Annotated in this window: 14 protein-coding genes; 9 read left to right on the forward strand and 5 right to left on the reverse strand. The window is 49.5% G+C overall.

All coding sequences use genetic code 11. The annotated features are described in order from the left end of the window. Nucleotides 1–182: 182 nt before the first annotated feature. From recD to recC, 3 genes are read right to left on the reverse strand one after another with little or no spacing between them, the layout of a single operon-like run. Nucleotides 183–2,093, reverse strand: coding sequence for an exodeoxyribonuclease V subunit alpha (gene recD / locus CWI84_RS02990; protein WP_126841088.1), 1,911 nt, complete (start codon nt 2,091–2,093; stop codon nt 183–185). Continuing rightward, on the reverse strand, nt 2,083–5,757 hold the full coding sequence (gene recB / locus CWI84_RS02995; protein WP_126841089.1) for an exodeoxyribonuclease V subunit beta: 3,675 nt from the start codon (nt 5,755–5,757) through the stop codon (nt 2,083–2,085). The genes recD and recB overlap by 11 nt, the downstream gene beginning before the upstream one ends. Beyond that, a complete protein-coding gene (gene recC, locus CWI84_RS03000) occupies nt 5,754–9,230 on the reverse strand; it encodes an exodeoxyribonuclease V subunit gamma (protein ID WP_126841090.1) in 3,477 nt (1,158 codons plus the stop codon). Before recC ends, recB begins: the two co-directional genes overlap by 4 nt. A gap of 174 nt (nt 9,231–9,404) precedes the next feature. On the opposite strand from recC, the gene CWI84_RS03005 reads away from it, so the two are divergent. Then, nucleotides 9,405–11,042 carry a ShlB/FhaC/HecB family protein gene (locus CWI84_RS03005; protein WP_126841091.1) on the forward strand — a complete coding sequence of 546 codons (1,638 nt, stop codon included), beginning with the start codon at nt 9,405–9,407 and terminating at the stop codon, nt 11,040–11,042. A 151-nt stretch (nt 11,043–11,193) separates the two neighbouring features. Next, on the forward strand, nt 11,194–12,921 hold the full coding sequence (locus CWI84_RS03010; RefSeq protein WP_126841092.1) for a DUF5666 domain-containing protein: 1,728 nt from the start codon (nt 11,194–11,196) through the stop codon (nt 12,919–12,921). A 71-nt stretch (nt 12,922–12,992) separates the two neighbouring features. Here the strand turns inward: CWI84_RS03010 and CWI84_RS03015 are convergent, their stop codons facing one another. After that, nucleotides 12,993–13,625 carry a peroxiredoxin gene (locus CWI84_RS03015; protein WP_126841093.1) on the reverse strand — a complete coding sequence of 211 codons (633 nt, stop codon included), beginning with the start codon at nt 13,623–13,625 and terminating at the stop codon, nt 12,993–12,995. Between the two features lie 189 nt (nt 13,626–13,814). Here CWI84_RS03015 and CWI84_RS03020 point away from each other — a divergent pair, with 189 nt between their 5' ends. The 6 genes from CWI84_RS03020 to CWI84_RS03045 all read left to right on the forward strand — a co-directional run bounded on the left by CWI84_RS03020 (nt 13,815) and on the right by CWI84_RS03045 (nt 21,858). Beyond that, complete coding sequence (locus CWI84_RS03020) at nt 13,815–14,537, forward strand: YebC/PmpR family DNA-binding transcriptional regulator (protein ID WP_126841094.1); 723 nt, start codon at nt 13,815–13,817, stop codon at nt 14,535–14,537. Nucleotides 14,538–14,624: 87 nt separating this feature from the next. Continuing rightward, nucleotides 14,625–17,339, forward strand: a complete 2,715-nt coding sequence (locus CWI84_RS03025) for a bifunctional diguanylate cyclase/phosphodiesterase (protein ID WP_126841095.1) — start codon at nt 14,625–14,627, stop codon at nt 17,337–17,339. A 15-nt stretch (nt 17,340–17,354) separates the two neighbouring features. Then, nucleotides 17,355–18,008: a potassium channel family protein gene (locus tag CWI84_RS03030; RefSeq protein ID WP_126841096.1), complete on the forward strand. Its 654-nt coding sequence runs from the start codon at nt 17,355–17,357 to the stop codon at nt 18,006–18,008. 17 nt (nt 18,009–18,025) lie between these two features. Then, complete coding sequence (locus CWI84_RS03035; RefSeq protein ID WP_126841097.1) at nt 18,026–19,393, forward strand: TrkH family potassium uptake protein; 1,368 nt, start codon at nt 18,026–18,028, stop codon at nt 19,391–19,393. Between the two features lie 76 nt (nt 19,394–19,469). Next, the gene (locus tag CWI84_RS03040) at nt 19,470–21,362 is read left to right on the forward strand and encodes a methyl-accepting chemotaxis protein (protein WP_126841098.1); all 1,893 of its coding nucleotides are present in this window, start codon (nt 19,470–19,472) and stop codon (nt 21,360–21,362) included. Nucleotides 21,363–21,423: 61 nt separating this feature from the next. Continuing rightward, nucleotides 21,424–21,858, forward strand: a complete 435-nt coding sequence (locus CWI84_RS03045) for a DUF4399 domain-containing protein (RefSeq protein ID WP_126841099.1) — start codon at nt 21,424–21,426, stop codon at nt 21,856–21,858. Nucleotides 21,859–21,862: 4 nt separating this feature from the next. Here the strand turns inward: CWI84_RS03045 and dinB are convergent, their stop codons facing one another. Further along, nucleotides 21,863–22,933, reverse strand: coding sequence for a DNA polymerase IV (gene dinB / locus CWI84_RS03050; RefSeq protein WP_126841100.1), 1,071 nt, complete (start codon nt 22,931–22,933; stop codon nt 21,863–21,865). A gap of 83 nt (nt 22,934–23,016) precedes the next feature. Here dinB and CWI84_RS03055 point away from each other — a divergent pair, with 83 nt between their 5' ends. Next, a complete protein-coding gene (locus tag CWI84_RS03055) occupies nt 23,017–23,451 on the forward strand; it encodes a c-type cytochrome (protein WP_241968715.1) in 435 nt (144 codons plus the stop codon). Nucleotides 23,452–23,520 lie beyond the last annotated feature (69 nt).

Here is a 23,520-nt window from a genome sequence, read left to right on the forward strand (position 1 = left end):
AACGCCCGGGAAAAGCCAATACCCGTTGGGTTTGCCGGTAGATGCAAGCGTCAGTGACCTAGCCGAGTTTGCGAGCATGTTGTTACCGAGCTAACAGACACTTGAAGCTCGCCGCGACGCTGCTACCTTTGATAGAATATCGGCCTCAAAACGCCAAATTCGGCTTTTACTGAGTAATGCTTTTACCTGTTGCGGCTTTGCAGCAATGGCTCGACGATACGCAGGTTTCTACCGACTAAGCTGACCCGCTGCTTGGCGCGAGTGATGCCAGTGTATATTAGCTCCCTATTAAGCACTGGGCTGGGATAGTCCGGTAATATTAATGCCGCGTGCGCAAACTCCGACCCCTGTGACTTATGTACCGTCATTGCGTAAGCGGTTTCTACATGCACTAAGCGACTGGGTAATACCCATTTAATGTGCTTATCGATGCTAGCGAAAGCCACCCTTAGCCGTCCGCTCTTGTGGTCGCGAATTGCTATGCCAATATCTCCGTTACTAAGTTTCAGTCCATAGTCGTTCTGGGTGACCATTATCGGCCGTCCGTGATACCAGCTTTGCCGGCTGGCGCCAATGATTTCCGTTATCCGCTGATTTACCGCGGCCACACCCCATTCACCTTTGCGTAAGGCGGTAAGCAGTTGGAAATCGCTAAAGCGCTCTAACACTTCTTTTACGGCGGCATCTGTGTCGGTAGCGCCATCCATCTGATTTAGTGCCGTCCAAAAAGGACTAAAACCCTGCTTCACGAATTGCTGAAATGCGTGATCCTGTAAGGTTTTCACGATTAACGTTTGTACTTGCGCATCGGCAGTTGCCTTTTCAGCCGAGCCAACAAGGGAACGCCAATTGGCTAAGTCTCCTTGATTGACCGCCTTCGCTAAAGCCAAAATATCCTTTTCCGACCGATAACTCTTGCGCAGCATCGCCACGTGCTGCAGCCGCTGCGGACCGTGGTTATCTTGGTAGGCTAATGGAATAGCTGTGCTATCAGCTACAGCGGCGAGTCGAGCGGCATGCTCTGGTTGGTAGTGGCCGTCTTCAGCCTGCTCGCACAGGTTGCCGAGTACTGCGCCAGCCTCAACCGAGGCTAATTGGTCTTTATCACCAAGCAGAATAACGCGCGCGCTAATGGCTGTGGCTTGCAGCAGTGCCTGCATCATTTCGCTGTCTACCATTGAGGCTTCATCGACCACGATGACGTCGTATCGCAATGGATTTTCACTGTGATAATTCGGTCGTCTTGATTGCGGATTGACTGCTAAAAGTCGGTGCAGTGTCTGACTATCACTAGGAACCTGCTCAAGTGCACGTTGGATAGCGCTATCAGTCACCTGTTGGGTAAGCTCGCCGCGAGCCTTAATAATAGACTCTCTAAGTCTAGCCGCGGCTTTCCCCGTTGGCGCGGCTAAGGCGACACGTAATGGCTGGTCTGCATGCTCAAGCGCTTGGCGCTGTAATGCTGCGAGCAAGCGCACCACGGTATGAGTTTTTCCCGTGCCAGGCCCGCCGGTGATCACACTAAAGTTATGCAATACGCTGTTGGCACAGGCAAGGCGTTGCCAATTAAGCGCTTTCTCTGCGCCGAATAATGTTTCCAGTGTTTGCTTTAGCAGAGATTCATCAACACTTGGGACAACGGCCATTCGTTGCTGCAGACTGTCGCTGATAATCGCCTCATAGCGCCAGAATCGGTATAAGGCGATACCAGATTGGTCGTGTCGATTGAGGTAAAATACCAGCGGCGCTGCGGATGTACCGTTGTGGCTAACATTCACGCTAGCCGTAAGTGCTCGTTCAAGCTCGGCAGGATTGAGTTGTGCAACAATGTCTGCTGGCGTTAATAATCCGTCATGGGGTTGATACTCAGGCGGAAGGTTGAGCAATGCGTTAGGCTGTTCGAGTAAATCCTTTACCGAAACCTCGGTGTAACCGCGACCCACTTGGTGAGAACAAACAAACGCGCTGAATAATACCCAAGGCGACTGTTCCCCTTGATTGTATAAGAACTCAGCAAAAACCTTGTCAAGCGCGCGGATCCAACCGTGTTGTTGCCATTGCTTTAGGCATTCGAATAACTGATTAACCGGCATGTTCACCCCCAGTTGTGCGCCTATCTTCCGCAAAAAGCTCGGCCAGCCTTTCGATCAATTCACGTGGTGGTCGGTCGCGGTAGCACCCAGCCGAGTCACTGTGTTGGCCACGCAAGAATAAGTAAGCAATACCGCCGATGTGGGTGTCGTAATCGTACTCGGCACCTAACCGGCTTTGCAGCAACTTATGTAACGCTAAGGTGTAAATCACGTACTGCAAGTCATAGCGGCTGTGAAGCATCGCTTCGGTCAGCGCTTGTGAGTGATAGCTGGCATCATTTTCACCCAGCCAATTGGATTTGTAGTCCACTACAAAATAACGGCCATTATGTTCAAACACTAAATCGATAAACCCTTTTAGCATGCCGTTAACGTGAATGTCCCGCAGTTGCGGTCGGGCTACACCAGGTTGAATATAGTGTCTAACCCAATGGTCTAACTCAGCGGTTTGTAGTTGATGTGCTGGGAACCAAAACTCGGGTTCGGCTTGGTAATGGACCAACTCTGCCAACGATATCTCCGCAGCATTTGCTGCCAGCGGCAATGGCTGTTGTAGGTATTGCTGTAACCACTCGCTGAGTGGGTCGGCATAGGGTTGCCAATCTCCTCTTTGACACTGCTCGGCAACCAATTGCTGGCAAGTCGCCGAATGCGCTGCTACGTTAGCAAAACCCTGATTTGCCGCTTCTTCCAACAGGTTGTGCAATAACGTTCCGGGTTCTGCTCCGCGAGGGAAGTCATGGAGCTGGTGCGCGACTACCGGCGCTGACCGTTGCGGTGTTTCAGCAGTCAGAGTCTCGTCAGCTTCCAACAAATTCATCTCTTCTGCGCTTTGTGGTTCTGCGGCCAGCTCCGCCGCGCTATGTTGCGCCAGAGCGCTATAACTGGCAATCCACCACGGGCGCAGATGCTGGCTGTGAGGCATATGACGCGCTGACAACGATGCACGCGATGTTTCCACGGCTATTTTTGCGCTTACTGCAGGTTCGTTTATTAGCGGTAGTACTTCTGTGTGCGGCAGCTGCTGCCAACGTTCTGTTGCCAGCTGGGTGAGCGGCAGTTGTGCCTTGTCATCGCCATGCAGCAGATAGAATAGGGGATTATCCCCTTGTTGCTTGGTGCTCGCTAAGTTAACGAAAGTTGCGTGTTGAGCCCGGGTTACAGCCACATAGATCTTGCGCAGTTCTTCGGCATTTTGTTCGGCTAACACGCGAGCCGTGTTTTCATCATCTTTCGACCATACCCACTGCAATTGGTCGTTATCGTCATGGTAACTTGCAGGAAAGTTGAGGCGAAAACGTTCCGTTTTGCCGTAACAGGCGAAAGGCAAAAATACTATCGGATACTGCAAGCCTTTCGACTTATGAATCGTAATGATTTTGACTAGCGCTTGGTCACTTTCCAGACGCATCTGCTGTTCATCGGCTTGGGTGCGAGCGCTGCCATCTATTCCTTGGTGGGCGTTGATGTGTTCGGCAAGGTAATTCACCACCTCAATCGGACTTTCCACAACTTGGCTATGTTGCTGCAATAGTTCGGCAATATGCAGCAAGTCAGCAAGCTGGCGTTCACCACTTTCGCTTTGGCGAAGCAGCATTGTAGGTATTGAAAAATCGTGTAATAGCTGCTGGAACATGGCGAGTAAACCTTGCTTATTCCAACGCTCTTGATAGCCGATAAAAGCTTCAACGTAATCTTCCCATACGCTCTCTTGGCTATGGATTTGTGCTAGCTTTGACGTCGAAAGGTCAAGCAAACGGCAGGCCACCGCGCTACTGATTTTTCCGGGATTACGCGGGTCTTCGCAGGCGCTTAATAAAAGCAGCACTTCTTTTGCAATACGTTGCGCGAACACCGAATTTCGGTCAGACAAATAAACACTGCGAACCCCGCGCTGGCGAAGTGCCAGCTGGATGGCATCTGCTTCGGTAAAGTTGTTTACCAGTATGGCAATATCTTCACTATTAACGTTGCGCTTGCGTTCCTGATTGGCATCGTAAAAGCCTGCCTGTGGATCATTCAGTAATTTTGCAATGATATTGGCATGGTGGCTGGCGAGCTGTTCAAACATTTCCGTCTTATTAGTAAAAGGCTCATCTACCACCGCCCAATTCAATGCTGCTGAGGCTTGATTAGTCCCGGCTAAGGTATGGCGTAGGTGAGTATCACGTCCTTTTGCCGAGACCGCTTGAAACGGTAGTCGGTTGTCGTCAGCTCGTTTAAATAAGAACGCCCCTTTGGGATAATCTTCGGCTGTGCCAAATAGGTGGTTAACGGCCGCGACCATATCTTCTGAGGAGCGATAGTTAACCAGTAAGTTGTAATGTCGTCCTTGTGTAGCTTCGCGCGCCTTCAAATAGGTAAAAATATCGGCATCGCGGAAGCTATAAATAGCCTGCTTCGGGTCACCTATCAGAAAGATGCCGGTATTGGGGTGAGGATCGGCAACGCGATAAATACGGTCTAAAATTTCGTATTGAATCGGATCGGTATCTTGGAACTCATCCACTAATGCAACGGGAAATTGGCGGCGAATGGTTCGCGCCAAACGTTCACCCTGTGAGCCGCGCAGCGCGTCTCGAAGCCGAGTGAGCATATCGTTGTGGCTCATTTGCGCACGTTGCTGTTGTAACTGGCTAAAGCGCTGCAGTACCCATTGCGCTGCATGTCGCTTTACCGCCAGCAGCGCTTGTTGTTGTTGCTGCTGGATCTGTTGCAATTGCTGCTGCAAAGTCGTGAGGGGTTGCCACTGTGGTTGCATACCTCCCAACTTTTTTGTCGCCCAATCGGTAAAGCTTTCGAGGCTAATGGTATTCCAATTAGCTGGAGTAACATTCGGCATTAGCTCTTCCGAGGCGCACCAATCGGCAAATTTCTGCAACTGTTTTACTTTTTGTGCGGTGCCTGAGGTTTGCTCAGCTAATGTAATAACTTCGCGGAAAATAGGCGCAAGCTGTGCTTTTATTTCTGCAGCTTGTTGCCGCGCTTGCTGTTGCGCACTGACAAGCTGTTTTGGGGCATCATCATCTTCATCCGTGGAGCTCGATAAATCGCCGTAGGTCAGGCTCAGCATATTCGCGGGTGAAGCAAAGGTATCGAGTAACAAGCCCGCTAGCGTTGCATCGGCAGAATAGATAAAGCGTCGGAAATAATCCTCTGCGGCTTGCTGACGCAAGGTCTCATCGTCAGTTTCAACATGTTGGCTAAATAAACTACCGCTGGCAAAAGCATGTTCGTTTAACATGCTCTGGCACCAACCATGGATGGTTTTTATCGCCGCCTCGTCCATCGACTGAGCGGCAAGTTCGAGTCGTCGTGCCAGTACTGCCAAACTCTGGTGCTGCTCCAGCGATTGCTGGCGCAGCTGGTTAAGGAACGGATCATCGGCATGGATTTGTGGATCGCGAAAATGCCGAGCCGCATCGGCTAAACGCTGGCGAATACGGTCGCTGAGCTCTTCTGTTGCCGCTTTAGTAAAGGTCATCACCAAGATTTGCTTGGTCAGCAGCGGCGCTAAGAAGCGTGTTTCGGCATCGCCATGTGCGAGTACTAAGCGTACATACAACGCGGCAATGGTATAGGTTTTACCTGTACCGGCACTGGCCTCAATTAAACGGCTGCCATGTAACGGAAAGCGACTGGGATCGGTGAGCGCCTGACTCATTGTTGGTCCCTCGTCGCTTGTGCAAAAACGTCCCGCATGGGGCGATAAACATTATTAATGAGTGTCATAAAATGTGGGTGTTCGCGAAGTTGCGAATAGTCTTTTGCTAAGCGACCACAATAATCGCTGGTTTCCAGTAACGCGGGTTTTTGCGCATCGTGCGCGATTTCGTAGCAGTGTTGTGCGTGCTGGTCGGCAACCTGCTGCGGGTTGTCTTGGTTGCGCTGTTCAGCCTTCTCAAATGCATCTAGCCAGACCATTGCTAACTCGACATGCATTGGTACCGCATGCATTAAGGTGGTGAGTAGGGCATCCATCAGCGCTGTTAATAATTGTTCCGCACGGGTGCTGTCCAGCGATGGCAAATGAATCTGGCAACCGCCTTTCGAGATCAGCAGAAATTCTGTCGCCTGCTCGCGGTTCAGCAGCAAATAGCCCAAGTAGTAGTCGCCAAGGTGCTTCCAGCCTCCGCTATTTACCCCTTTGCCGTTTTTTGCGGCGATATTACTGACTGAGGTAGCTACCCAAATACGCGGTCCACCCGGTTGTTGATGTAGTCCGCGGATGGCGTCGCTTATTTGCCATTGCTGGGAGCGTTGTTGGTAGCGAAAGTGCAGTTCATGAGCGGCGTCAATAACCTGAGCACCACCTGCCAGCCAATGTTGATAGGTAGTAATAATGTCTGCGGCTTGTTGTGATAGTTGTTGAGCTGAATGCTCGGCGATTACCCCAACACCTAACAAGCCGCGGCGTTTCATCGACAACACCTGCTGATTTAGCTGCTGCTCTACGTCTGCGCTACCTTGAGCAATTGCTTGGCGGCCGCTGCTCACCAGCTCTGAAGTCAATTGCCATTGATTGAGACTACTCAGGGTGAAAGTTTCCGCGTCTTGAATGTCTTGGCTTTGGTACTGAAAATACGTTTCCAATTGCCATTGAAAAAACAGCTGTGAGGGCTCTCGAATAAAACGCTTGATATCGCTCAGGCGAACATTACGTGGTTCCGTCGTTTGCTCTGTTTCGAGGTCATTAGGCTCTGCGTGCTGTTTGACGTCATAGGCTTTTGCCCATTCCTCAGCGTAGCTAAAATAGCGTGCATCGCTATCAGTAAAATAAACAGCGTCGTAAGCTTGCAATTTATGGTCGGTGATCAGCGCCTGCTGCGGTAACTGCCATCCCTGCTGCAGATGGTCGAGCAGTTGCGATACCAGTACGGAAGCGGTGCGTTCACTATTATCTTTGCTGCTAAAGCCAACCCAACTCAGGTAAAACACATCCCGCGCTGAAAGTAATGCCTCCAAGAACAAATAGCGGTCGTCGTCTCGGCGCGAGCGGTCGCCGGGACGATAGTCGTCTTGCATCAAGTCAAAATCGACCCGTTGGGTGTCACGAGGGTACTCGCTCTCGTTCATACCCAAAACACACACATGCCGAAACGGTATTGCGCGCATTGGCATGAGGGTGGCAAAGTTAACACGTCCAGCCAAAAAGCGTTGTTGTAAAGAGGCTTGGTCTATCCGCTCAAGCCATGCGTCACGGAATACAGCCAGTGCAATGGTCTGAGAGTGTCCAGCTTCAGTGGCTATGTTGTCTAATGCAATAGATTCGTCCAGTAGACGATTTAACAACAACGTATCTTGCTCGTCGGCTGCACTAAAGAAGGTATCCAGTAACCATTCACTGCGCTGCCGCCATTGTTGCATGGAACATGGCGTTTGTACCTGTTGCCACCATGCTTCAAGTGCGCTAATCAACTCGGCAAGCTGCCCAACCATTGCCGCTTCTAAGCCGCTTATGTCGGTGAAGGGGGCTATGTCTTGCCAGCAACCTTCTGCATTTTCACTCTCACCAATCGCGTAACCGCTGAGCATACGCTTTAATGCAAACCACCAGCTATTGGTTTCATCAGTAACGGGCATAAAGAAACTTTGCCGTTGCTTTGCGGACAAGCCCCAGCGAGCGCCGGCACCTTCGATCCAACGCGCCAACGTTGGTATCTGGTCGGCGCGTATATCAAAACGCTGTTGAATCGCAGGTACATTGAGCAGGGTCAGTAACTCGCTCTGGTTAAACCGTATCTGCTCCGCTTGTAATAACAGCTCTAAGCCAATCATTAACGGTTGTTGGTGGCGCTGACCTTGGTCAGCAATAGTGTAAGGGATGGCTCGTGGGTCATTACCGGTGTGGTATTTACCAAATACCGCATCAATATAAGGCGCATAGGTATTTACATCCGGTAGCATCACCATAATATCGCGTGGTGCAAGCGTTGGATCCTCAGCGAAGGCGTCGAGCAAATGGTCGTGCAAGACTTCTAATTCCCGCAATGGGCTATGGCAACGGTGAAACTGTATAGATGAGTCTGCAGACGTCGGCGCTGGCCACTGTGCTTGCGTTTCGGCCAATGAGCGCAATTGCAAAATATCGTCCTGCAATTGTCCCAGCAAATGTTCGGTGGGGTGTGGATCAAAAATGTCTAAACGTAATTGGTTCAACGCCTCTTGTTTGGTTACCGTCTCATCGTAATTGTCCAACAAGCGAATATAGTCGCGTCCTTGTTTCCCCCAAGAGGCCAATAGCGGTTGGGCAAACTGGTGCAGGTCTTGCTCGGCGATTTGCTCGGGATAGTCTTGCTTGCGCGGTCTTCGCGCTTCGGCTTTAACTTGCTTTTTCAGTGCCTCTTTACCGTCGACGATATCGGCCCAGTGGTATTGCGATGGGTTATGCACACAAAGCAAAATTTGGGTGCAGCCTTTCAACGCATCAAGCACTTCCAACACTTGTTGCGGTAACGATGAGATACCAAACACAATAATTCGCGGTGGAATGCCCGCGGGCGCGGCGCTTAACCCTCTAGCTTTTTCTAAAAACGCCTGATGCAATGCGGCCCGATTATTCCAGTATTGATCTAAGCCAACGTCAGCGCTTACTGCACGCCACAATGCCGGTTGCCACAATTGTTCAGAGTCAATGGCTTGGCCATTATTTAAGGTGTCGTTGTTATTCAGCCATTGTGCCAGCCAGTCGGCTCGGTAAACGGCGTATTGATCGAATAAGTCTGCCAGCTTTGCGGCTAATTGGTGAGCTTTACGGCCGTCGTTATCGGTCGCCAAATAATGTTGTAACGGCGTAAAACGATCGTCTGTTGCTACCAACTCGGGAACAATTCTCAGTAGCCGCCAAGTCAACCGATCTTTATCGAACGGCGAAATTTTCGGAATATCATCACCTAATACCGCCCGGTACGCCTGCCACTGAAATCGTGCTGGCAAGGTGATATCTAACATCGCCGCTATGCCATTAGCCTGCGCCAAGTTCACTTTTAACCACTGGGCAATCCCGTTGCTTTGTACCAACACCGTTTCCTGCTGCAAAGGCTGCAACGGAAAACGCCGAGTAAAGGTCACTGCCACCTCGGTAAGATCCTCTAGGCGGTGACTGTGGGCAACGATAAACCCTGGGGTTAATGACATAGTTGGCGACTCCTTTCTACTACCGTTGTTACGGTAAAGCCAAAGCAAACAATTTACAATTTGAAAAAATCATGGTTCGCTAAGTTTTAGTTAAGGTTTAACACTGACACTTAACCAGTATAAAGCGATGCTGTTTGCACCAGCAGCATTGTTCGTTACTCTTGAGAGGCATGCATGGCGCAAAAATGGATAGCTTTAGGGTTGCTGGTTTGTAGTAGCAGTAGTTACGCCACAACCGTTTCAGACTGTAAGCCCCAGCAAACGACTGAAAAACAGTTTACGGTGGGCAAGGTCGAGATTATACCGAATCCGATTTTTGATGAATCTGATCCGGACACACTGGCCATTCATCGCTTCGCCAACTGGGCCCACATTAATACCCGACCACATGTTATTGCGCATCGCTTAACCTTTAAGGAAGGCGACCAAGTTACCCTGCAAGACCTCGCCGAAGCAGAACGCTTGGTGCGCGCGGAACCCTACTTGCGCGATGCTCGAATAAGCTTAATTAACGGTTGCGAGAATGCGGAAACCGGAGAGCCTGTCGCGGTGTCGGTGAACACCTGGGATAACTGGTCATTAATGCCAACTATCAGTTTCGGCCGTAAAGGTGGCAAAAATAAATTCTCTGTCGGTATGAAAGAGGACAATTTCCTCGGCTTAGGGATTGCCACCAACTTGCGTTATAAACGCGATGAACAACGCACGGGTTATCATTTTGCCGTCGGAGCACCAGTCACTTGGATGGAGCACGCCACCATCTATACCGAACTTGAGGACAATGACGATGGTCAACGCACTCAGTTGACCTTCGATAAACCGTTTTACGAAGAGTCGACGGATACCGCGTTATTCCTCAATTACGTTGATGATCGTCGGGTGGAAGAGGTGTTTCAAAATGACGATACTCGCAACCGCTACTTGTTCGATGGTCATAACTACGAGGTATCTTACGGCTTCCTAGGCAGCCTGCAAAACCATACCTCGCACCGCTGGCGCGTGGGTGTTACTGAAGATACTGCAAATTTCAGTTTACCTAACGGTGAACCGCTGGAAAATTCAGTGTTTCTGCCACGCGATCGTGACTTTGTCTATCCCTGGCTCGAATATGAGTATCGCCAGTTCAACTACCAAGAGATGGAAGATATCTATTTGATCAACCAGATTGAAGATATCAATTTAGGTTGGTTACAACGCCTCCGGGTGGGTATCGAAACGCAGCAACCCGCGTCGATATCTGGGTTAGGCTATCACCTACGTTGGCACGCCAGTAAAGGCACCGAGTGGAATCACTCGTTGCTGCTGTTTAGTGCGGATATTAAAAGCGATATTAATGTTGCTGAAGTCGATCGCAATCTGGTCTCGGCACAACTTGAGTACTTCCAGCGTGCCAGTGAAGGGATTGGCTATTATGGCCGCTTGACAGCAACAGAGGGGTCAAATCAGTTTGCCGACGATCCAGTTGCACTAGGTGGGGAAAGCGGCGTCCGCGGTTATCCGTTGCAATACCAACATGGTAAACACCGTATTTCTGCATCCGCAGAAGCGCGTTTCTACCCCAACATCAACGTCTACAAGTTATTCGATGTAGGCTTTGTCGGCTTTGTTGATGCTGGTCGCGCATGGTCAGGGTTCGAATCGCAGTTTAATGAGTATGATGGTGTGCTCTCCAGTGTCGGCATTGGCTTGCGTATATACTCTAATCGTTCGAGTCACCGCAACGTGGTACACATGAACTTTTCTAAGCCACTCGCAAATGCGCCAAGTGTTGACAGTTGGCAGTGGGGATTGCAGGTTAAGCAAACCTTCTAACGACATAGAGGTTGCGAATGGCAAAACCCAGAAAAAAGCCACCATTACGAACGGTGGAAAAGTAAACAGCAAGTAAATGTTTTGACGTCAACTGACATAAGTTGTTACAAATGTTGTGAATCTACCCATTACCAGTCGTTGGGGGGCTGTTATGAAAACACTATTAAAATCCACTACCGCAATCGCGATTGCTTCCGTTTTGGCAAGCTGTGGCGGCAGTGACTCAGGGAATAATTCAAGCGCCGATGGATCGGGTGGTACGCAACAAACTTCAACTTCCGTGGTGACCCAAGGGGTGATCACAGGGTTTGGCAGTGTTTATGTAAACGGCAAACGTTACCGTTCGGAAAATGCGGAAATCAAAACGGATGAAGCGGGTAATGCCACCGATTCGGATTTGGCAATCGGTATGGTGGTTTCTGTGCGCGCGCAAACCGCTGAAGGTGACGACCCTGAAGCCTCCGAAATCGATTACGAAGAGACGCTGCAAGGTGCTGTAACACTTATCTCGACGACTGCGCAGACGCTTGAAATTATGGGCCAACAGGTCAGCTACGACGAGGTTACCGAATTTGACGATGTGACCATCGACACGCTGGCGATTGGTGATTTGGTCGAAGTCAGTGGTTATGAAACAGACAGTGGTTTTTATGCCACACGCATCGCTTTAGAAACCGATGAGCAGGTGTATAAAGTTGATGGTGATGTTGCAGCCCTCGATACCACTGCGAAGACCTTCACCATTAATGACTTAACCGTTGATTACAGCCAAGCAACCTTCGAACAGATGAGCGAAGCCGATTTAGCCAATGGTAGCGGCGTTCGGGTGGAGGGCGATAGTTTTGACAGTACAACCAACACGCTAGTAGCAAGCGAAGTGAAATCAACCGAAAAATCCGTTGATGAAGAGGTTGATGAACTTGAGGTCGCTGGCGTTGTAGGCAACTACGATGCCGAAGCGGGAAGCTTTGTGATTGCTGGTTATTCGGTAACTTTAGCCGATACTGTTGAATTCGAAGATGGTGCGATGGCTGACTTGGCCAACGGTGCTCGAATTAAGATTGAAGCCGAGCGTGTTGATAGCGCCTGGGTAGTCGACAGTGTTGAGTTCCTGCACGAGCGCGTCACTGGAAAAACGGAAGGCACAGTGACCGCCGTGGACGCCGATACACAAACCATCGTAATTCACGATACCGAGTTTCAAGTCACCGATACCACACGTTTTAAAGACGAATCTGATGCCGAATTACGGACCTTCACGTTTGATGACATCATGGTCAATGATGTGTTGAAAGTTATCGCCAAAAATGACGCAGAAGGCAACCATATTGCTTTGAAAATCAAACGCTTGAACGATGAAGATAAAGACGGTGAATTAGAGGGCGTTGCCACCGACATTGGTGACGACCGCTTTACTGTTCAAGGTGTTGTAGTCATCGTTAACGAATCCACCGAAGTTGAAGCCGAGGGTACGGATGACCCTATGCGCTTGTTAGCCCTTTTAGCCTCGATGGAGGAACCTCGAGTTGAGGTAAAAGGTGATTACGACGGCGACACCTTAGTCGCGAGCAAAGTTGAGGTCAAAACCGAAGGTGATGATGATGGTGAGCAACACCATGGCGAGGTAGAGGTTAAAGGTTCAGTCGCAGAAGTAAACGGCGAAGCCTTTGTTGTGGGTGACTATGAGTTCCACTTGGTGACTGAAGCTGAGCTTGAAATCGACGACCAGAGTGTAGATCTGCAAGCATTTGTTGATGCCCTAGAAGTCGGCGTTACCGTTGAAGTCGAGGGAGAATGGCAAGACGCGGGCTACGTGATTGTTCATTCGGCTGAAATCAAAACCGCTAGCGAAAGTGAGGGTGGTGACGATACTGAATAGTCAGCGCATTCGCTGAGAAAATTAACGGGCCGCATTCATATGCGGCCCGTTTGTTATTACCAACTTAGTCTTCAGTCTTTCAATTTAGTGGTGCGCAGATAGCTCGTATGCGCGGTCCAACCTTGTGGGAAATGTTGCTTAGCTTCCTCATCGCTAACCGTTGGGCGAATGATAACCTCTTTACCCGGCTCCCAATCTGCTGGGCAAGCAATCGGATCACGGTCAGTGGCTTGCAAGGCATCGATAACGCGTAAAATTTCGTTGAAATTACGGCCCACTGTCATTGGGTAGGTCATGGTTAAACGAATTTTATGCTCAGGATCAATAATAAACACCGTTCGAACGGTCGCAGTGGCGCTTTCATTCGGATGAATCATGCCGTAGAGCTCCGCAACGTGGCGTTCTTTATCGGCAACAATAGGGAATTTAACGTCAGTCGATTGGGTTCGATTCACGTCTTTTATCCAGCCGTTGTGTTCGTCAACAGTGTCGGTGGAAAGGCCCAGTGGCTTAACGCCGCGTTTCGCAAATTCATCCGCTAATTGCGCTGTGCGCCCCATTTCTGTTGTGCAAACCGGAGTGTAATCTGCCGGATGACTGAAAAAGAATACCCAAGATCCCTTGCTCCATTGGTGGAAATCGATTTCCCCGTCGGTGGTAGCAATGGTGAAGTTTGGTGCAGTGTCTCCGATACGTAAACTCATGATCTAACCTCCAAAAAATGATTGTCGACATTGATTAATGTAGTGCTAAATAGCAACCCAACAAGATTATTTGCGTATGACTTATAGCCAAAAGCTTGATCGTTAATACGTTACTGAGAGGAAAAATAGACTTGCCCCGAACCTCTGTGTAGAATTTTGCGCAGTTTTATCCGCAGCAAAAGGTCTGTTATGGGTCGCGCTTACCAAAACCGAAAAGAATCCATTGCCAAAACCGCGGCAGCAAAAAGCCGTGTCTATAGCCGTTATGGCCGAGAAATTTACGTTTGTGCCAAGCAAGGTGGGGCAGAACCTGATGCCAACTTGGCGTTACGCAGCTTGATTGAGCGTGCAAAGAAAGACCAAGTGCCATCACATGTTGTTGAAAAGGCAATTGAAAAGGCGACTGGAGGTGCAGGTGAGGACTTTTCTCCGGCGCGTTATGAAGGCTTCGGTCCAGGCAACTGTATGGTTATTGTGGAATGCCTAACGGATAATCCCAACCGTACTTTTGGTGAAGTGCGTAATTGCTTTACCAAAACCAACGCCAAAATTGGCGCTCAAGGCAGTGTCTCGCATATGTTCGATCACTGCGGCATTTTCAGTTTCGCTCACGACGACGAAGACGCCGTTTTAGAGGCTTTGATGGAAGCCGATGTCGATGTTTCTGAGATCGAATCAGAGCACGGCATGGTCACGGTTTTCGTGCCCCATGACGAATACGCAAAAGCACGGCAAGCGCTGACTAGCGAAATTGAAGGCATTGATTTTGATACCGACGATATTCAGTTTGTGCCACAAATGACAACCGCAGTGAGTGGTGATGATGTGGCAATGTTTGAGCGGTTCATGGATATGCTAAACGACTGTGACGACGTACAGAATATTTACCACAACGCAGAACTCGCGGACTAAGATATTCGCCACGCCTCACGGCGTGGCTTCCTTTCTCGTGAAAAATTGCTAGGATGGCAGTTCTAAAGTAGCTCCAGGGAGTTCGGAATGGCCGAACGTGGAACCAAAAATAACGCAAAAATCCTGCAGGAATTTGCTTGGTTAATCGTGGCAATAATGATTGTCATGACCCTTGCTACGGCTTGGTATACCTACTCACAATCTCGCGATGACTTGGCTCGCCGCTCCAGTGTCATTAGTCAACGGTTAGAGCAAAGTGTAAAAAGTGCGATGCAGGCATATCACGTGATTTTGCGGCAGACTAACGAGCACCTACGACTGATTGACGCGCTGAAAAACCCGCAACGAGCGCAGACGTATTTGGCGAATATTCGTGCCAGTGCTGATGAAATTGCTGCTATAGCCTTAACTGATACCTCTGGGCAAATGCGGGCATCGAGCGAACGAACCCAGAATCTTCCTAATTTAAAAGAGTTTGATGAACGCTCTTTTGAAAGCTTTCAACAAGTGGTTGCCAGCAAAACATTCGCCGTTGGGCGGCCCTATTATTTGCCGACCACTGAGGAATGGATTATTCCAGTGCGCGAACCCATGCTCGATGAAAATGGTCGAGTGGTTGCCGTCTTAGGGGCAGGCATCCGGCTGGATAATCAATCTATCCCTTGGGCTGATAGCGGCTTACCAGAAGGCTTTGCGATTGCGTTGGTTCGCGATGACGGTTATCTCAACTATTACTTCCCAATCCCTCGTGAAAACCGCCAAGCGGCATTACAACGAATGTATGGAGAGCCAGTTTCAGAGCACCTACGGCAGCTCACTGAAAAGCCCGGAGCACTCTACGAACATCAGCGTCAACTAGATGTGGGTACCTATACTGACCATTTTGTTTATGTGAACCGCATTGCTGATTATGCAATGACGGCGGTGGTGACCTTTCCGGAACAAATCCTTTGGCAGCATTGGGCCAATAAACTTGCCTTACCGCTGGTCTTCTTATTATTGAGCTTACTGTTATTGGCGGGTATTTACTGGCGTGCTCGGAACAGTTTGTACGTTTCTAATACCCATACCGAACGAGCGCAACAAAAGCTTAAAGGCGCGTTGGCACAGTATGATGAACTCACTCGGGTCATTCCGGTTGGCGTCTATCAAGCCTATGTTCACTGCGATGGCAGTATTGAAATGTTTTATGTTAGCGAACGCATGGCGAGCCTTTTTGCGGCCGATCCACAAGCCATTGTCGATGACATCAACACGCTGAATGATTGTCTCCACGAGGATGATATTCCTGATTTTTATCGCGCCCAAGAATTTGCCCTGAAAAACCGCCAACCGTTCAACTGGCAGGGACGCTTTGTCATTAATGGTCAGTTACGTTGGTTCTCTATCCAGTCGCAGTCGAGTGAGGCCGATGAGCAAGGGCGGCGAATATTGAACGGGGTCGTTACCGATATTACTGAGCGGATGGAAACCGAACAGCATATTCAGCATTTAGCATTTTATGACAGTTTGACGGAGTTACCGAATCGGCAACTGATTATTGAACGCCTCCAGCACCAGCAGAAAGTCGCTCGCCGGCGGCGTAATTACGGCGCTATCGTGATGATCGATTTCGATGATTTTCATGCTGTTAACGATACCTTTGGCCATCAAAGTGGCGACGAACTGTTGTTACAGGCAGCGCAACGGTTACAAGGCATTATGCGCAGCCATGATACGGTCGCGCGAATTGCTTCTGATGAATTTGCTATTGTTGCGACCGATCTTGACCAGAACATCGATAGAGCAGCCGAGCAATGTGAGCGCATTGCCGAGAAAATCTGCGAGGCGTTAGAACAACCTTTTGAGTTTTCAGGCAAACGTCACCAGCTAACTATCAGTGTTGGTATCACCCTATTTGGCGATACTGAACAAGACCCAGAACTTTATGTGCAGCAAGCCTCCAATGCTTTAGCGATGGTAAAAGCTGAAGGCAAGAATGGGATTCGGTTTTTTGACTCCAGCATGCAAGCGCATGTTTTAGAGCGGGTCAATTTAGATCAAGCGTTGCGTGATACGCAGCACGGTGAGCAATTACAACTGTTATATCAACCTCAAGTGAATCGTCACGGCGATATTATCGGCCACGAGGCGTTGCTCCGCTGGCACCACCCTGAACGTGGTATGGTATCCCCAGCTGAATTTATTCCACTGGCGGAACAGAGCGGCGCAATCGTGCCAATGGGTCGTTGGGTCATTCAACAAGGGGTGGCGCAACTCAATCAATGGCAGACTGATTCGGAAAAACGTGGTTGGACGTTATCGTTAAATATCAGTCCACGACAATTCCGTGACGCCAGCTTTGTTCCGACCGTGCGTCGAGCTGTTAGTGAGCTGCAGGGCGACCCTGAACGCCTTATTTTTGAACTAACGGAGTCGATGCTATTGGATGAGCGCGACGAAATTCGTGAAAAGTTGTTACAGATTAAACGCATGGGTGTGAGATTATCGCTGGATGATTTTGGTACAGGCTATTCGTCATTGTCTTATTTGTATCAATTGCCGCTGGATGAATTGAAGATCGATCGGGCTTTTGTAGCGTCAATCACGCAGTTGAAAAGCCAACGTTCACTCACACAGACCATCATTTCAATGGCGCGGCAACTGGAATTAAAAGTTGTTGCTGAAGGGGTAGAAACCCCCGAGCAGTTTGAAATTTTACAGCAGCAAGGCTGCGGCATATTTCAGGGCTTCCTATTTGGCCGCCCAACAGCGACAGCGTGTGAGGAGATTGCGCAATCGGTTTCCTCGCTTTGTGATTAACAGGGAGAATCGTCGATGGCACAGTTTGCAATTATTGGCTTAGGTCGATTTGGCGCCCAGGCGTCGCTAGAGTTGCTTAATCTCGGACACGCCGTAATCGGCGTAGATAACGATGCCAAGTTGGTGGATGCCTTAGCCGACGACCTAACGCACTCGGCGATTGCTGATGTTACCGACGAGCGGGCGTTGAAAGAATTAAACTTGGCGTCGTGTGATGCGGTGCTGGTGGCAATAGGCGAGGACTTACAAGCGAGCTTGTTGTGCGTTTTGCACCTGAAAAACATGGGGGTAAAAGAAATTTGGGCGAAAGCCACCTCCAAAGAGCACCATATGATACTCACTAAACTCGGGGTAAACCGGATTGTCCACCCCGAAGAAGAGATGGGTATTCGTATCGCACAATCCCTCAACTATCCAATGGTGAATGATTATTTAGCGCTCGGCCATAACTGGTTTATTGTGGAAGTTGATGCGTCTGAGAGCCTCGATGGTGAACCCCTGAAGTCAGTGCTTGGCGACGAGGAAGAACACTTGCACGCCTTACTGGTAAAACGCAAGGACCAAGTATTTGCCTCGCCACAAGATGAGTTAGTGCTAAAACACAAAGATCTGCTGGTGTTAGCCGGCAGCCTAAAAGCCTTGAAATCTATCGCCGAACGGCTTGAGTAGTAGGTCTTGTTAGGCTTATGAGACAGTGGATACCCGGTTTTCACCTATTTCGACGTCACCCACGCACGTCCCACAGAGTCATTAATGCCAGCCCTCCGTTTGTTCTCGCTGGCGGTTTTGCTCTGTTAATAGCGCTGGGCGCTTGCCTATTAAAGTTACCGTTTGCTACCACATCGCCAATTAGCTGGTTTGAAAGCTTCTTTACCGCAACGTCCGCGGTGACTGTAACGGGCTTGATTGTGGTGGATACCGCGACGCAGTTCAGCCACTGGGGCCAGCTCATCATCGCCGGACTGATTCAGTTAGGTGGATTAGGTTTTATGACCTTTGCGGTGGTTGCCGCGCTATCTCTAGGGGGTCGTATTTCTGTTAGAGAGCAGATCGTCGCCCAAGAAGCACTGCACCAAACCAACATGAGCAAAGTTGGAAGCACGGCAAAAGCGGTGCTGCTGATCGCTGTTACAGTAGAGCTTATTGGCATTATTCTATTAACCCTTGTCTGGTGGCCGCAGCAGGGCTTCGCGGACGCCGCGTTTAACGCGTTATTCCACACCATTTCGGCCTTCAACAATGCCGGTTTTGCGCTTTGGTCAGACAGCCTAATGGGTTACGTTGGCAGCGTTCCTGTGGTGTTGTTGATAACCGCGTTGTTCATTATTGGTGGCCTCGGCTTTGGCGTATTAGTCAATATTTATGACGAGCGTCGTTGGCAGCGCATGGCGGTTTACACAAAAATTATTTTATTAGCCACATTGCTGATAAACCTGATTGCTTTCGCGGTGTATTGGTGGTTGGAGAAAGACAACCCGGCAACGCTCGGTCACTTAACGCTTGGCGACCAAGCGTTAGCGGCGTGGTTTCAAGCAGTAACGCCGCGTACCGCAGGATTTAATACCGTTGATACCGGCGCACTCACCCATGGCAGTGCGGTGTTCACTTTGTTGTTGATGTTCATTGGCGCTGGTTCAATGAGTACTGGCGGTGGCATTAAATTGGGTACCTTTATTGTGTTATGGGCAGCAACGCGAGCGTTTCTGCGGCGTTACGAGCGGGTCACTATTATGCGCCGTACCGTGGCCCAATCATTAGTGATGAAATCCTTGGCCGTTGCACTGATCTCATTGGCACTGTTATTCAGCGCCATCTTTCTTATGGTAGCGAACGATGATCTACCATTTTTAGATATCGTTTTTGAGGCGGTTTCGGCGTTTGGTACGGTCGGATTATCTCGCGGTATAACCTCTGACTTATCGACCTTTAGTCAATCGGTGATTATGTTATTGATGTTTGTTGGCCGTGTGGGCCCAATTACCTTGGCGTATTTTTTGGCAACACCGAAGAAAGGCTTTATTCGATACCCGGAAACGGATGTACAAGTCGGCTGATGGGTTTTTGTAAAGCTCAAGCTTCGCGGCGATATGCCGATGACAAGAATAATAATAATTTGGGGATCAGCGAGTCATGTTTAATCGGTTCACCTTCACACAAAAGGTGATCGCCACGGCATCTTTGTTGCTGGTGGTGATTCTTGGTGCTTTTACCGTTACTAACTTCGTACAGATGCGGACGCAAACGCAGGACGATTTGCGGGGGCAATTGCAGGCATTGTCCGATTCGGTGTCCGAGAACATTGCTTACTGGCTGAACAGCCATATGCAGATTGTTAAGGCCACGGCAAAAAGTTATCAGCCAAGCCAAGGTCACGACATGGCGCTGACTCGAGTGCAGCAAGCAAAGCAAGCTGGTTCGTTCAAGAACGTTTACCTTGGGCTGCCAGATGGCACCTTCATTCTTGACGATACCTCGATTGATTTACCCGCCGATTATGACGCACGTCAGCGTCCCTGGTACCAACTCGCATTGGACCAACGTAAACCAACCTATACCGAACCCTATATTGATGTAACGACGAACGAGCTAACCATTTCGGCGGTCGTGCCAATGTACCAAGATAGCCGTCTGCTCGGAGTGGCCGGTGGTGACATGATGTTAGATACGATTTCTAATATCGTGAACGATATCGACTTTATGGGCCTTGGTTACGCCTTTTTAATTAACGACGAAGGCAAAGTATTAAGTCACCCTGATGCGAACAATGTCGGTAAGGGACTCAATAGCGTACTTGGTAGCGACGCCAGCATCGCCAGCGAATTTCGCGACTACGTGATCAATGATAAAGACTTTATGGTGTCATTTCGGCCGATACGTGGCATTGACGGGGTAAAGTGGTACCTTGCGGTGGCGATAGATAGCGACAAGGCCTTTGCAGAGGTAGATAACTTTGCCTGGATGGCGGTGATTTATTTAGTGGTTGGGGTGATCGCTGTAGTCGTGGCATTAACCGCTTTATTGAGAATCCTTATGCGTCCGCTTATCCGATTAAACCTTGCGGTGTCGGATTTGGCCAGCGGCGAGGGCGACCTCACGCAGCGTTTGCCTGTGGAGTCGAATGACGAATTCGGCACGCTATCCAAGCGGATGAATCAGTTTATTGAAAAGATCCATGTGGCGATCGGACAGGTGAACGATTCCGCCCAGAAGTTAGAGCATAATGTCAGTAATATGGTCAACGCCACCCAGTCATCATTGCAGGTTTCTGACCAACAAACGGCCAAGACCAATAGTGTTGCGACCGCAATTAACCAGTTGAATGCCAGTGCCAATGAAATAGCACAGAATGCTAGTCGGGCGTCGCAACAGGCATCGGATATCAGCCATTGGTCGAACCAAAGTCGTGATGCTTTGAACAAAAATAACGAAGCCATTAGTCAGCTATCGCAGCGGATGGAATCTTCGTCTGATGTTATTAATGAACTCAGCCAGAACACCCAGAACATTAATCAGATTCTTGAAGTGATTAAAGGTATTACTGAGCAAACCAACCTGTTAGCGTTGAACGCAGCTATTGAAGCTGCGCGTGCGGGAGAAGCCGGCCGCGGCTTTGCAGTGGTTGCCGACGAAGTACGGGGCTTGGCGCAACGGACGCAAGATTCGGCGAATGAAATTGAAACCATGATCGGTCAGCTTGAACAGGGAACTCGGTCGGTTATTGCGGTGATTCAAGAAAGCCGTGAGACCAGTGAACGCTGCGTCAGCTCAGCGGATGAGGCGAATGAACAAATGCAACGGGTGAATGCCGGTATTGCAGAGATGGACAGTGTGAATCACTCTGTGGCATCAGCAACAGAGCAACAAACGTCGGTTATCAAGTCGTTAGATCAAGATATATTGGACATTAGCCACATGAACGAGCAAAGTGTTGCTAACCTTAGCCAAACGAAGCAGGCGTGTGAGAGTCTGCAGCAAGAGTTTGAACGGTTAGAGACGTTAGTCCGTCGATTTAAACTATCGTAATAATCTAATTACGGCTTGCACGCGTAAGGCTAAAAGCACTACTCATTAAATGGAGGCAATTATGAAAGCAATAGCAATCAGTTCGGTATTGTTGGCATTAGCAGCGATTCCAGCATCGTCAATGGCACAAGATATGCCGCGTACAGCCGCTCCGGCTGATGCGAACGTTTACATCATTTCACCACAGGATGGCGAAGTGGTGCCTGAAACTTTTACAGTGAAATTCGGTTTGTCTGGCATGGGCGTCGCCCCAGCTGGCATTGATAAGGCTAATACGGGTCATCATCATTTGCTGGTTGACCATGATGAACTACCGGCACTGGACCAGCCAATGGGTTCAGACGTTATGCATTTTGGCGGTGGCCAAACCGAAACCACGCTAACCCTATCGCCAGGTAAACACACACTGCAGTTGATAATGGGTGATATGTCACACGTACCACTGAAACCTGCTGTAGTGTCGAAAAAGATTACGGTAGAAGTGAAGGCGAAATAGGACGTTACTCTAACTCGAGTTCGAGTTGGCGGTCTTCATCGGGGTCCGGTAGTGTCACTGAGACCCCGATGAGCCTTACACCCTTTTTACTACCCCGCTGCCAAGCTTCACCCAATAACTGATGAAATAATGCGCTAGATACTCTTTTGCAGGCCTTTGACGCAGTGGTTTGCGAGAAGTCTGAAAATTTTACCTTCACCGTTTGCGCGCGAATTGGCTGCTGTTGCCAGCGGTCTATTTTCAGCCGCTTCTTTAGTTTCGGTAACAACACATCGTATAAAAAGCGCTGCCCAGTCTCACTCGAAAGCATATCTGCTGAGAGCGTTTCTTCGACGCCAACGCTTTTGCGAATACGCTCGGTAATGACCTGCCGTGGGTCAATGCCCAAACAGCGTTGGTGGAGAATGTACCCGGCTTTCTCACCTAAGATGTCTTGCAGTGCGGCCATCTCTGCTTGTTGAATATCTTGGCCTTTGTGAAATCCATGTAACGCTAGTCGCTGCTGGCTTTTTGGTCCTACCCCAGGAATTTTTTTTAAGCTAAGTTGGCTGATATAGGTCAACACTTGCTCGGGTGGAACGACGAATTGACCGTCAGGCTTGCGTTCTTCACTGGCAATTTTGGCAACCATTTTTTGGTTGGAGATGCCCGCAGAGGCGGATAGACCCAGCTCACGAAGTTGGTCTCTAATGGCGCTCATGGTGCGGGTTGCGCTACCCTGATAGTGCTGATTGTCGGTAAGGTCGAGATAAAATTCATCAATTGAGGCGGGCTCGATAGTCTCGGTGACCTGCTGTAGCACTTGTAAAACCTGAGACGATAATTGCCGATAATAACCGTGGTCAGGACGGACAAACAGCAGCTCTGGACACAATCGTTTGGCCTGGCTTCCCGGCATTGCGCTATGCACACCAAATTGCCGGGCTAAATAGTTAGCGGTCGCCACCACGCCACGATTTTCGCCACCACCGACCGCAAACGGACGCTGCGCTAAGCTCGGATCGCGCAAAACTTCAGCAGCAGCAAAGAAGGCGTCAAGATCAAGCAACGCTATTTTTCGAGGAGACTCCGACAACAGTTTATCCTTTCGCCATTTGTGGTTATAATCGTTCCGCTTACTGGGCGTGCTATATCACCAGTTACCTGTAGGAGATTCAAGTGAAAACACTGACAGTATTAACGAAAAACGTGGTTGTGGCGACGTTGATCGCATTGTTTACAGTGGCTGCTAACGCCGCACCGGTGCAGCAAGCAATGTCAAAAGAGGCAATTGCTGACCGTATTAAACCGCTCGCAAAAGTTTATGTCGCCGGCGAACAACAAGCCGATGCTGGTAATGCCGGCAGCAGTGGCCCACGTTCCGGAGAGGACGTCTACGGCTCTTTCTGTGTTAACTGCCACGGTTCTGGTGTTTTAGGCGCACCGAAGAAAGGCTCGGAAGAGGCTTGGAAACCGCGTCTGGCCCAAGGTATTGATACATTGTTAACGCACGCTTGGAACGGCTACAACGCAATGCCACCCAAAGGCACCTGTGGTGACTGTTCAAAAGACGAAATTAAGAGTGCAATTGAGTTTATGACCAAAGGTCTTTAAGCTTTTGAAATGCAATGAAAAGGCCGCTTTTTAGCGGCCTTTTTTGTTGCGTTTTCTGAAGACTTTTTG

Origin of the sequence: Idiomarina tyrosinivorans (assembly GCF_003987475.1) — a bacterium.
Taxonomy (GTDB): domain Bacteria; phylum Pseudomonadota; class Gammaproteobacteria; order Enterobacterales; family Alteromonadaceae; genus Idiomarina; species Idiomarina tyrosinivorans.